At 68.8% G+C, this 11,281-nt stretch carries 12 protein-coding genes; 10 read left to right on the plus strand and 2 right to left on the minus strand.

The annotated features are described in order from the left end of the window. Both AC07VX_RS16645 and ychF read right to left on the minus strand, forming a co-directional pair. Positions 1-197: hypothetical protein (locus tag AC07VX_RS16645; RefSeq protein WP_493165797.1), on the minus strand; the 197-nt coding region annotated here is incomplete at its 3' end. Positions 198-566: 369 nt separating this feature from the next. Beyond that, positions 567-1,658, minus strand: a complete 1,092-nt coding sequence (ychF, locus tag AC07VX_RS16650; protein WP_493165796.1) for a redox-regulated ATPase YchF — start codon at positions 1,656-1,658, stop codon at positions 567-569. A gap of 125 nt (positions 1,659-1,783) precedes the next feature. Between ychF and AC07VX_RS16655 the strand changes: the two genes are divergently transcribed. From AC07VX_RS16655 to AC07VX_RS16700, 10 genes are all read left to right on the plus strand, one after another. Further along, the gene (locus AC07VX_RS16655; protein ID WP_493165795.1) at positions 1,784-2,905 is read left to right on the plus strand and encodes an FAD-dependent monooxygenase; all 1,122 of its coding nucleotides are present in this window, start codon (positions 1,784-1,786) and stop codon (positions 2,903-2,905) included. A 20-nt stretch (positions 2,906-2,925) separates the two neighbouring features. Further along, positions 2,926-3,654 (plus strand): DsbC family protein, encoded by a 729-nt coding sequence (locus AC07VX_RS16660; protein ID WP_493165794.1) that lies wholly within the window; start codon positions 2,926-2,928, stop codon positions 3,652-3,654. Positions 3,655-3,658: 4 nt separating this feature from the next. Further along, positions 3,659-4,096 carry a DUF3429 domain-containing protein gene (locus AC07VX_RS16665; RefSeq protein WP_493165793.1) on the plus strand — a complete coding sequence of 146 codons (438 nt, stop codon included), beginning with the start codon at positions 3,659-3,661 and terminating at the stop codon, positions 4,094-4,096. Beyond that, positions 4,096-5,808: a M61 family metallopeptidase gene (locus tag AC07VX_RS16670; RefSeq protein WP_493165792.1), complete on the plus strand. Its 1,713-nt coding sequence runs from the start codon at positions 4,096-4,098 to the stop codon at positions 5,806-5,808. Before AC07VX_RS16665 ends, AC07VX_RS16670 begins: the two co-directional genes overlap by 1 nt. A 16-nt stretch (positions 5,809-5,824) precedes the next feature. After that, positions 5,825-6,898, plus strand: a complete 1,074-nt coding sequence (locus AC07VX_RS16675; protein WP_493165791.1) for a DUF3108 domain-containing protein — start codon at positions 5,825-5,827, stop codon at positions 6,896-6,898. Beyond that, complete coding sequence (locus AC07VX_RS16680; RefSeq protein ID WP_493165790.1) at positions 6,895-7,683, plus strand: enoyl-CoA hydratase; 789 nt, start codon at positions 6,895-6,897, stop codon at positions 7,681-7,683. Before AC07VX_RS16675 ends, AC07VX_RS16680 begins: the two co-directional genes overlap by 4 nt. Positions 7,684-7,867: 184 nt before the next feature. After that, the gene (locus tag AC07VX_RS16685) at positions 7,868-8,239 is read left to right on the plus strand and encodes a DUF4148 domain-containing protein (protein WP_493165789.1); all 372 of its coding nucleotides are present in this window, start codon (positions 7,868-7,870) and stop codon (positions 8,237-8,239) included. Positions 8,240-8,343: 104 nt separating this feature from the next. Next, positions 8,344-9,378: a substrate-binding domain-containing protein gene (locus AC07VX_RS16690; RefSeq protein WP_493165788.1), complete on the plus strand. Its 1,035-nt coding sequence runs from the start codon at positions 8,344-8,346 to the stop codon at positions 9,376-9,378. 8 nt (positions 9,379-9,386) lie between these two features. Further along, the gene (locus AC07VX_RS16695; RefSeq protein WP_493165787.1) at positions 9,387-10,529 is read left to right on the plus strand and encodes a sugar ABC transporter permease; all 1,143 of its coding nucleotides are present in this window, start codon (positions 9,387-9,389) and stop codon (positions 10,527-10,529) included. Then, the gene (locus tag AC07VX_RS16700; RefSeq protein ID WP_493165786.1) at positions 10,526-11,278 is read left to right on the plus strand and encodes an ATP-binding cassette domain-containing protein; all 753 of its coding nucleotides are present in this window, start codon (positions 10,526-10,528) and stop codon (positions 11,276-11,278) included. Before AC07VX_RS16695 ends, AC07VX_RS16700 begins: the two co-directional genes overlap by 4 nt. Positions 11,279-11,281: the final 3 nt, after the last annotated feature.

The raw sequence follows: 11,281 nt of genomic DNA on the forward strand, positions 1-11,281 counted from the left end.
CCAACCCCCACTGCCGAAAGGCCGTGGGGGTTTGTGCTTTGTGGGCTGCAAAAATACTCGCTGCAATAAACTGCAGCAATGCGCGCCCCGCCGTCGAAGGTATTCCGCACGGATTCGATACTGCCGAACGTGGTGAATGCGCCGGCGGCACGGCGCGCCAGAGAGTCAGCGTCCTTCCAGCAGCGAATCTCGGACAAATCTCACCAGCACCCTCGCAGTTTCTGAGCCAGCCGGCAGTGGCAGCGTGAGCGCCTGCACCGTGTCCAGCCCCACCAGCAGGCGCCATCCCGGCAGTGACGTGGAGTCGCCCGCCGGCGTGCAAACTCAGCGTGGGCCTGCGTCAAACTCTGAAACCTAGTGCTTGTTCAGGCGCTTGTCGCGGCGGGACATGCTGTTGAAGCTCTCGATGCAGGCGCTCGGCTTGCGGGTAGCCTCTGAACTGCGCCACTTGGTCCAGCAGCGCACGAGGTCACGGCAGCGCGGGCGCCCTTGCCGCTGAGCTTTGAAGATGAGGCAGACAACAAAAAGCCCGCCGAAGCGGGCGATCGAGGCGACTGGACCTCGGTTCAGACGTTGAACAGGAAGTGCAGCACGTCGCCATCCTTGACGACGTACTCCTTCCCCTCGGCGCGCATCTTGCCCGCGTCCTTGGCGCCCTGTTCGCCGCGGTACTGGATGAAATCGTCGTAGGCGATGGTCTGGGCGCGGATATAGCCGCGCTCGAAGTCGGTGTGGATGACGGCAGCGGCCTGAGGGCCGGTGTCGCCGATGTGGATGGTCCAGGCGCGCACTTCCTTCACGCCCGCCGTGAAATACGTCTGCAGGCCTAGCAGGTTGAAGGCCGCGCGGATCAGGCGGTTCAAGCCGGGTTCGTCCTGCCCCATCTCCGCCAGGAACAGCGTGCGGTCTTCGTCGCTCATGTCAGCCAGGTCGGCTTCGGTCTTGGCGCAGATGGCGACGACCGGTGCGTTCTGCCCGGCGGCGTACTCGCGCAGGCGGTCGAGGAAGGCGTTGTTCTCGAAGCCGTCTTCCGACACGTTGCCCACGAACATTGCCGGCTTGGCCGTGATCAGGCACAGCGGCTTCAGGATGGCGAGCTCTTCCTTGCTGAAGTCGATGGAGCGCACGGGCTTGGCCTCGTTCAGCACGGCTTCGCACTTCTCCAGCACCTTCACCAGGGCGATGGCCTCCTTGTCGCCGGCGCGCGCCACCTTGTTGTAGCGATGCAGGCTTTTCTCCACCGTGCCCATGTCGGCCAGGCACAGCTCGGTCTGGATGACCTCGATGTCGGAGATGGGGTCGACCTTGCCGTTGACGTGGATGACGTTCGGGTCTTCAAAGCAGCGCACCACGTTGACGATGGCGTCCGTCTCGCGGATGTGCGAGAGGAACTTGTTGCCCAGGCCTTCACCCTTGCTCGCACCAGCCACCAGGCCGGCGATGTCGACGAACTCGACGACGGCCGGCAGCACCCGCTCGGGCTTCACGATCTCCGCCAGCGCCGCCAGGCGCGGGTCCGGCAGTTCGACGATGCCGACATTGGGCTCGATCGTGCAGAAGGGATAGTTCTCGGCGGCGATGCCGGCTTTGGTCAAGGCATTGAAAAGCGTGGACTTGCCGACGTTGGGCAGGCCCACGATGCCGCATTTGAGGCTCATGGCGGGGCTTTCTGGTGGGGAGGCAACCGGCGGCGGGCCGGAGCCGAAGTCGGCGATTTTAGTCGGCCGGCGCGAGGACTGCCCCGGCCCGCGGTGCGGTCATACCCCCTGCCTACAATCGCCGCATGCAAAGCGTTGACGTATTGGTCAAGGGCCGGGGTGCGGTAGGCAGCTGCCTCGCCCTCAGTCTTGCCGCCCAGGGGTTGACCGTCGGGATGACCGGCGTGCCGGACACTGCGCGCGAGGACGATGTGCGCACGTATGCGCTCAATGCCGCATCCGTCGCCCTGCTGGTCGAGTTGAAGATCTGGGACAGCCTGCCGGCGGACGCCGTCTGCCCCGTCTACGACATGGTCGTCTGCGGTGATGCTGCCGCCAATCAGCCCGCTGGCCGGCTGAGCTTCTCCGCGTGGCAGCAAGGCGTGCGCGAGTTGGCCGTCATCGTCGATGCGGCGTCGCTCGATGCGCAGCTGGCTACGGCGCTGCGCTTCTCGCCGCACGTGCACAAGGCCGGTCCCCATACCTCGGCCGCCTTGACAGCGCTTTGCGAGGGGCGCGACTCGGCGGCCCGCGAAGCCTTGGGCGTGACCTTCGAACCCAAGCTCTATGGGCATCGTGCCCTGGCCACGCGCCTGGTGGCGGATCGGCCCCACCAGGGTGTTGCCCGCCAATGGTTCGGCGAGGGGGGCGAAGTGCTGGCCTTGCTGCCTTTCGAAAAACCCAGCCCCTCGCAGTCCTATGGCCTGGTCTGGTCGTGCGTGCAGGAGCGTGCGCAGGAGCTGCTGGCCATGACCGAAGCGGACTTCGAGGCCGAACTCAACGCCGCCACGGCGGGGGCTGCCGGCACGCTGAAGCTGGCGGGGCCGCGTGCCGGCTGGCCCCTCGTGCTGGCGCGGGCCGATGCGGTCACCGGACCCGGCTGGGCCCTGCTCGGCGATGCGGCCCACCTGGTCCATCCGCTGGCCGGACAGGGGCTCAACCTGGGCCTGGGCGACGTCGTGGCGCTGTCCCGTGTCATCGCTGCGCGCGAGCCGTGGCGCCCGCTGGGCGACGAGCGCCTGCTGCGCCGCTATGCCCGCGAGCGCCTCGCGCCGACGCTGGCCATGGGCGAACTGACCGACGCTTTGCAGCGACTCTTCGCCCACTCATCCCCAACGGCGCGCGGATTGCGCAACCGCGGCCTGGACGCGCTGAACCAACTCACTCCCGTCAAGCGCTGGTTGACCCAGCGCGCCCTCGGCCTCTGACCTCTTTTCTGGACGCCAACGTGCTCAACCGTTCCCTTCTGCTCGCCGCGCTGCTCGCCGCCAGCCTGCCCGCCCTGGCCAACGAGGCCGCCATCCGCAAGGCCATCGCCGAGCGCATGCCCAATGCGCCCAAGATCGACGAGGTGCGTCCGGCGCCCATGCCGGGCCTGTGGGAGATCCGCATCGGCAACGAGATCCGCTACACCGATCCGACCGGCAGCTACCTGATCGAGGGCGAGCTCATCGACCTCAAGGCCAAGAAGAACCTGACGGACGAGCGCATCACCCAGCTCAACCGCATCGACTTCGCGACGCTGCCCTTCAAGGACGCGCTGATGTGGAAGAACGGCAACGGCAAGCGCCGCATCGCCGTCTTCGCCGATCCGAACTGCGGCTACTGCAAGCGCTTCGAGAAGGGGCTGCAGGAGCTGAAGGACGTCACGGTCTACACCTTCCTCATTCCCATCCTCGGCGGAGACTCCCCCGAGAAGACGCGCGCCATCTGGTGTGCCAAAGACGGCGCCGGCACCTGGCTGGCCTGGATGCTGCGCGGCGAGCAGCCGCCCAAGGCCCCGGCCAGCTGCGACGACGGGGCCATCGAGCGCAACCTGGCGCTGTCGCGCAAGATCCATGTGAACGGCACGCCGGCCATCCTGCTGGAAGACGGCAACCGCATCCCGGGCGCCGTCGGTGCCGTCGAACTCGAGAAGCGCCTTCAGGCTCTGGCAGCTGCCAACGGCAAGTCCTGACCCCATGAGCCCGGAAAACCGCCAGCTCGCGCACCGCCTGGGCTACGCCGGCCTCATCCCCTTCGTGCTGGGCTGCGCGCTGATCTGGCTCATCGCCGACCGCAATCTCGACCAGCACGCCTTCGTCAGCCTGGCGATGTCGGCCTACGCCGGCCTCGTCATCGCCTTTCTCGGCGGCATCCACTGGGGGCTCTCGTTCGCGCGCGGGCTGCCGGGGCGTCAGCCGCTGGTCTGGGGCGTCTGTGCGGCCTTGCTGGGCTGGTTGGGCGTGCTGATGTCGCCCTACGCCGGCCTGGCCCTGCATGGTGGCGTGCTGATCGCCTGCTACGTGGTCGACCGCCGCGTCTACCCGCAACTCGGGGCCGGGGACTGGCTCACGCTGCGCTTTCGGCTCACGGCCGTCGCCTCGTTGAGCTGCTTCCTCGCCGCTGCGGGCAGCTGATGGCCGACGCGCCGCGCTACTGCATCGAGCTGGCCGATCTCGCGGCGCACCGCTACCGCGTCACGCTGACGTTGCCGGCCCCGGCCGCCGAGCAGGATTTCAGCCTGCCGGTGTGGATTCCGGGCAGCTATCTGGTGCGCGAGTTCGCCAGGCATCTGAGCCGCCTGCAGGCGCGCCAGGGGCGTCGAGAACTGGCCGTGGAGCAGCTCGACAAGGCCAGCTGGCGCGTGCGCTGCAGCGGCCGTGCCGCGCTGGTGCTGAGCTACGAGGTCTACGCCTTCGACGCCTCGGTGCGCACGGCCTGGCTGGACAGCCAGCGCGCCTTCTTCAACGCCAGCAGCCTGTGCCTGCGCGCTCATGGCCGTGAAGCCGGTGTGCATCGTCTCGAACTGGCTGGTGTGCCCAAGGGCTGGCGGGTGGCGACCGAGATGCGCGCCCGGCAGGGGGGCTACGAGGCCGCCGGCTATGACGAACTGCTGGACCATCCCTTCGAGATCGGGCCGCACTGGCAAGGCGAATTCGAGGCTGCCGGCGTGCCGCATCGCGTGGTCGTCGCCGGTGCCTGGCCCAGCTTCGACGGCCGGCGACTGCTGGCCGACGTGCGGCGCATCTGCGAGGCGCAGATCGCCTTGTGGGGCGGTGCGCCGTTCGAGCGCTACAGCTTCCTGCTCTGGGCCGTGGACGAGGGTCATGGCGGCCTGGAACATCGCGCCAGCACCGCGCTGATCTGCGCTCGGCGCGAGCTGCCGACGACCGCCGAGCCCGGCGTCCCGGGCGACCCCTACGCCCGGCTGCTGGGCCTGTTCAGCCACGAGTACTTCCACGCCTGGAACGTCAAGCGGCTGCGCCCGGCCGAGTTCGCCTGCTTCGACTACCAGCGCGAGAACTACACCGAACTGCTCTGGTTCTTCGAGGGCTTCACGAGCTACTACGACGAACTGATGCTGCTGCGCAGCGGCCTGGTCGACGCGCCGCGCTACCTCAAGCTGCTCGCCGCCTCCGTCAACGGGGTGCTGGCTGCGCCCGGGCGCCGCGTTCAGCCCCTCGCCTCGGCCAGCTTCGAGGCCTGGACCAAGTACTACCGTCCCGACGAGAACAGCCCCAACGCGACGAGCAACTATTACAGCCAGGGTGCGCTGGTCGCGTTGTGCCTGGACTTGAGCCTGAGGTCGCACAAGTCCAGCCTGGATGCCTTGATGGCGCGCCTCTGGAAGGCCAGCGCCGGCGGCCCGGTCAGCGAAGGCGACATCCTCGACGCCGTGCAGGCGCTGGGCGGCCAGGACCTTCGGACTCGGCTGCACGGCTGGGTGCATGGCATCGACGAGCTGCCGCTGCGCGAGCTGCTTGCGGCGGCGGGCGTCGCCTGGCGCGACGAAGGGCGCCAGAGCGTGGCCCAGCGCATGGGGCTGCGCGTGCGCGAGAGCGCGCTGACGGGCGTCACCGTCACCCATGTGCTGAGCGGAGGCGCTGCGCAGGCGGGCGGGCTCAACGCGCGCGACGAAATCATCGGCTGCAACGGCTGGCGGCTGCGGCGGCTGGACGACTTGCCGGCCCTGCTGCCCACCGGGAGCGATCCCGTGCGCCTGCTGGTCAGCCGTGATCAGCGCCTGGTCGAGCTGGACGTGGCGCTGCCGCCGTCCGGTGCCGCCGGCGTGGCGTTGAGTCTGGCCGAGGGTGCCCACCCCGCGCGGCGGCGCTGGCTCGGCGCCTGAACCGCGGATGGAGGCCGTGCGGCCACCGGGGCTGCTGGTGCTGGCCGTGCTGGCCTTGCATCTGCTGCTCGGCCAGGAGGTGCAGCGCATTCACGAGGGCTGGCTCAGCGCCGCTGCGCCGCCCATGCCCACCCGTATGCAGGTGGCCTTCGTGCAGGAGATGGTGCTGCAGGCGCCGGCGCGCGCACGCATGGCACCGTCTGGCGAGGCCAGGCGGCAGTCCTCGCCTGCGGCGGCCCCGGGCGCGCCCCGGCCGGCCTCGGCACCCGATCCCGTGCAGGAGGCGCCCGCGCCGCCGCCGCAGCCCGCTGCCGCGGCAGCCACCCAGCCGGCCGACGTGGCCGAAGTGGCCGCTCCTGCCGCCGCCACTGCCTCCGCAGCAGCCGTCGACGAGCCGGGGCCGGAGTGGCCCCTGTCCACGCGGCTGAGCTATGTGTTGACCGGCAACTACCGGGGGCCCATCAATGGCCAGGCCCAGGTCGAATGGCTGCGCAAGGGCAGCGACTACCAGGTCCACCTTGACGTCGACCTGGGCCTGATCACGCGGCGCATGAGCAGCCAGGGCCGGCTGACGCCCGAAGGCATCGCGCCGCAGCGCTATGACGAGGAGACGCGGCTCGTCCTCGTCGAGGCTCGGCGCAGCAGCGTGTTCTTCCTCGGCAACGAGGTGCAGCTCGCGAACGGGCAGCGCGAGCCGGTGATGCGCGGCGGCCAGGACTCGGCCAGCCAGTTCGTGCAGCTGACCTGGCTCTTCCTGACCGGCCGCGAGACCTTGCAGGCAGGGCGGGTCGTGCGTTTCCCGCTGGTGCTGCCGCGCCGCCAGTACGCCTGGCAATACGAAGTGCTGGGCGAGGAGATGATGGACACGCCCATGGGCCAGGTGGCCAGCTGGCATCTCAAGCCCAGCCGGCCCGCCAGCAGCGGCGACCTGACCGCGGAGGTCTGGCTCGCGCCCGCCCTGCAATACCTGCCGGTGCGCCTGCTCATCCGCCAGGACGCCGACACCTACATCGACCTCATGCTCAAGCACGCGCCGCTGCAAGCCGCGCCAGAATCACCCAACGGCATCCCCAGGAGACTTTCCCAATGACCTACGAATGCATCACTACCGCCGTCCATGGCGACGGCCCGCGCAAGACCGCACTGATCACGCTGAACCGCCCCAAGGCGCTGAACGCGCTGAACGACCAGCTGATGGACGAGATGGGCGAAGCCCTGCTCGCCTTCGATGCCGACGACACCATCGGCTGCATCGTGCTGACCGGCTCCGAGCGCGCCTTCGCAGCCGGTGCCGACATCCCCACCATGCTGCCCCACACCTTCGCCAGCGCCTTCAAGAGCGGCCTGATCTCCAAGAACTGGGAGACCATCCTGCAGGTGCGCAAGCCCGTCATCGCGGCGGTGGCAGGATTTGCGCTGGGCGGCGGCTGCGAGCTGGCCATGATGTGCGACTTCATCATCGCCGCCGACTCGGCCAAGTTCGGCCAGCCCGAGATCAAGCTGGGCATCGTGCCTGGCGCCGGCGGCACCCAGCGCCTGCCGCGTGCGGTCGGCAAGAGCAAGGCCATGGACATGCTGCTGACCGCCCGCATGATGGGCGCGGCCGAGGCCGAGAGCGCCGGCCTGGTGTCGCGCGTCGTGCCCGCTGAAAAGCTGCTGGAAGAGGCGCTGGCCGCCGCCGACACCATCAACGGCTTCAGCGGCCCCTCGGTCATGCTCATCAAGGAACTCGTCAACCTGGCCTACCAGGGCCCGCTGACAGACGGCGTGGCCGTCGAGCGGCGCTACTTCCACGCTCTCTTCGGCAGCCACGACCAGCGCGAGGGCATGGAGGCCTTCCTTGCCAAACGGGCGCCAAGCTTCCAGCACCGTTGATGACGTGTGGCGGAACGATGACGATCTAGGGATGACTGTTTGCGTTGAATGAATAGTCAGTTCCCTCCAGCCTAGTATTTCTACTGAGATTGACTGCCTACAGTTCAGGCCATGGACAACGCGGTCGCGATGTCCAAGTGATCCAAACGCAGGACGTTCCTGCCAGTAACTGAAGGAGCCCGTCATGAGCAAGCTGTCTACCGTCATCGCCGCCACCCTGCTGATCGCCGCTGGTGCCGCATCCGCCCAAACCATCCCGCTGACCCGCGAGCAAGTCATCGCCGATCTGGTCGCCGCCCGCAACAGCGGCGAACTGGCCGCCATCCAGGGCGAAAAGGGCGTCGAAGTGACGACCCCCGCCACTGCCAAGGCTGCCGCCGTCGCCACCGTCAAGCTGCCCCGTCAGGCCGTGCTGACCGTCAAGCCGACCGAAGTGCGCGCCGACGAGAAGACCGCCGCTGCGCTGGCCGCCGACCACGGCGAGAACGCCGCCCGCGAGCTGGGTGATTTCCCGGCCCCGATCGTGCGCCGCGCCTCGGCCCTGGCTGCCCGCTGAAACAAAGCGGTTTCAAGCCGATGAAAGGCGACCCGAAAGGGTCGCTTTTTTGTTGTCTGCATTCCTAGAATCCGCGGCCCGGACAACAGGGCGATGGAGACAAGATGCGAATGCAGCAAGTGTGGGCAGCGGCGGCGCTGCTGGCGAGTTCAATGGCGTCGATGACAGCGTTGGCTGCCGGCCCGGTGGTGGGCGTGAGCTGGTCCAACTTCCAGGAAGAGCGCTGGAAGACCGACGAGGCCGCCATCAAGGCCGAACTGGCCCGGCTGGGCGCCAGCTATGTGAGCGCCGACGCCGGCGGCTCGCCCGAGAAGCAGATCGGCGACGTCGAGTCTCTGCTGGCCAAGGGCGCCAAGGTGCTCATCATCCTGGCCATGGACAAGGACGCCATCGTCCCCGCGCTGAACAAGGCCAAGGCCCGCAAGGTGCCTGTCGTGGCCTACGACCGTCTCATCGAGGCGCCCGAGGTCTTCTACCTGACCTTCGACAACCGCGAGGTGGGGCGCCTGCAGGCCAGGGCCGTGCTCGCCGCCAGGCCGCAGGGCCGCTACGTGATGATCAAGGGATCGCCCAGCGACCCGAATGCCGACTTCCTGCGTGCCGGCCAGCAGGATGCGCTGGCGGACGCGGTGAAGAAGGGCGACGTGAAGATCGTCGCCGAGGAGTACACCGACGGCTGGAAGCCCGAAGTGGCGCAGAAGAACATGGAGCAGATCCTCACCAAGCTCAAGGGCGGGGTGGATGCCGTGGTGGCCAGCAACGACGGCACGGCCGGCGGTGCCATCGCGGCGCTGGCGGGCAAGGGCATCAAGGGTGTGCCGGTCAGCGGCCAGGACGCCGACCACGCCGCGCTGAACCGTGTCGCGCTGGGCACGCAGACGGTGTCGGTCTGGAAGGACTCGCGCGCGCTCGGCAAGGAAGCCGCCGCCGCCGCGGTGCAGCTCGCATCGGGCCAGAAGGTGCCGGGGGCTGCGCCTTGGGCGGGTGGTGAGCGCAAGGTCAGCCTGCAGGCCAAGTTCCTCGCGCCCGTGGCCATCACGCAGGCCAACCTGGGCGAAGTCATCAGCGCCGGCTGGATCAGCAAGGCCGTGGCCTGCAAGGGTGTCGACGCCGCCAAGGCGCCAGCCGCCTGCCGTTGAGGACTGCGATGAACGCCCAGACCCAGCGGCTCGCCGTCATGGCGGCCGTGCTGGTGGCCATCGCCATCGGCTTTCACGCGCTCACCGGCAGCTTCCTGACGGCAGAGAACCTCTACAACATCGCCCAGCAGACGGCGGTCGTCGGCATCGTCGCCAGCGGCATGGCGCTCATCATCGTGGCGCGCCAGATCGACCTCGCCGTGGGCTCGCTGCTCGGTGCCGTGGGCGTGCTGATGGCCTGGCTGCAGTACACCCAGGGCTGGTCGGTCGTCGCCTCGCTGTTCGCGGGCCTGGGCCTTGCGCTGGTGGTGGGGCTGTTCCAGGGCTGGCTGTCGGCGGTCATCGGCATCCCGTCCTTCGTCGTCACGCTGGGCGGGCTGGTGTCGCTGCGTGGCGTGGCCTTCCTCGTGGCCGACGGCAAGACCCAGCCGGTCACCGAACCCTGGCTGCTGGCCCTGGGGGGCGGGCTGGACGGCTCGCTGGGCGAGCGCGGCAGCTGGCTGCTGGGCATTGTCCTGGTCGCCTTGCTGTGGGGCTGGCAGGCCGTGCAGCGGCGCGCACTGTCGCGGGCCGGCGGCGTGCCGGGCGACATGAGGCATGAGCTGCTGAAGGGTGGGCTCGCGGCGCTGGCGGTGCTGGGTACCGTGGCCGTCTTCAACGCCTATCGCATCGAAGGCCAGGAGCAGGGCCAGGGCCTGCCGCTGCCGCTGGTGATATGGGTGGCTGTCGTGCTGCTGCTGGGCTTCATCGCCAAGCACACGCGCTTCGGTCGCTACGTCTACGCGATCGGCGGCAACCCCGACGCCGCACGCCTGGCCGGCATCCCGGTGCGCCGCGTGATGATCCAGCTCAACCTGCTGCTGGCCGCGCTCGTCGCACTGGCAGCCGTCGTTGCGATGGCGCGCCTGAACGCGGGTACGAACTCGATGGGCACGGGCATGGAGCTGACCGTCATCGCCGCGGCCGTCATCGGTGGCGTGAGCCTCGCCGGTGGTAGCGGGAGCGTCGGCGGCACGGTGCTGGGTGCCCTCATCATCCAGAGCATCGACAGCGGCCTGCTGCTGACCGATGTGTCCATCGGCTGGCGCATGGTGGTGCTGGGCCAGGTGCTGGTCGCGGCCGTCGTCTTTGATCGTGTGGTGCAGAAATGAGCGCGTTGCTTGAAGTGCGCGAAGCGCGCAAATCCTTTGGCGGCGTGCACGCGGTCGACGGCGTGTCCCTGAGCCTGGCGCCCGGCGAGGTGCTGGCCGTGCTGGGCCACAACGGTGCCGGCAAGTCCACGCTGATGCAGATGCTGGCCGGGGCCCTGCCGTTCGATGGCGGCGAGCTGCTGCTGAACGGCCAGCCGGTGAAGTTCGCCAGCCCGGCCGACTCGCGTTCGGCTGGCATCGAGACCATCCACCAGAAGCTGGCACTTGCAGACAACCTGGATTCGGTCGCCAACCTGTTCCTGGGCCGCGAGCTGCGTACGCGCTTCGGCCTGCTGGACGACGCCGCCATGCGTTCAGCCGCCGTGCCGCTGTTCGCGCGGCTGAATCCCAACTTCAAGAACATCGCCGACCCGGTGCAGTCGCTGTCGGGCGGCCAGCGTCAGGTGGTGGCCATCGCGCGGGCGCTGCAGTTCAAGGCCCGCGTGCTCATCATGGACGAGCCCTGCGCGGCGCTAGGCCCGTCGGAGACGGCCATGGTGCATGACCTGATCCGGCGCCTGTCGGCAGAGGGCGTGGGCATCCTGCTCGTCACGCACGACATGCCGGATGTGTTCGCGCTGTCGAACCGGCTGATGGTGATGAAGAACGGCCGCCCTGTAGCCACCTGCCGCACGGCAGACGTCAACGAGGACGAGGTGCTGGCGATGATCATCGCGGGCAAGGCGCCCGCGGCCTGCCTGCCCGCCTGATCG

Source organism: Roseateles sp. GW821-FHT03B02 (genome assembly GCF_059421025.1).

Bases quoted from the DNA above. Each gene is read 5' to 3' on its own strand.
- ychF (WP_493165796.1), bottom strand. From the start codon at position 1,658: ATGAGCCTCAAATGCGGCATCGTGGGCCTGCCCAACGTCGGCAAGTCC.
- AC07VX_RS16655 (WP_493165795.1), top strand. From the start codon at position 1,784: ATGCAAAGCGTTGACGTATTGGTCAAGGGCCGGGGTGCGGTAGGCAGC.
- AC07VX_RS16665 (WP_493165793.1), top strand. From the start codon at position 3,659: ATGAGCCCGGAAAACCGCCAGCTCGCGCACCGCCTGGGCTACGCCGGC.
- AC07VX_RS16670 (WP_493165792.1), top strand. From the start codon at position 4,096: ATGGCCGACGCGCCGCGCTACTGCATCGAGCTGGCCGATCTCGCGGCG.
- AC07VX_RS16680 (WP_493165790.1), top strand. From the start codon at position 6,895: ATGACCTACGAATGCATCACTACCGCCGTCCATGGCGACGGCCCGCGC.
- AC07VX_RS16685 (WP_493165789.1), top strand. From the start codon at position 7,868: ATGAGCAAGCTGTCTACCGTCATCGCCGCCACCCTGCTGATCGCCGCT.
- AC07VX_RS16690 (WP_493165788.1), top strand. From the start codon at position 8,344: ATGCGAATGCAGCAAGTGTGGGCAGCGGCGGCGCTGCTGGCGAGTTCA.
- AC07VX_RS16695 (WP_493165787.1), top strand. From the start codon at position 9,387: ATGAACGCCCAGACCCAGCGGCTCGCCGTCATGGCGGCCGTGCTGGTG.
- AC07VX_RS16700 (WP_493165786.1), top strand. From the start codon at position 10,526: ATGAGCGCGTTGCTTGAAGTGCGCGAAGCGCGCAAATCCTTTGGCGGC.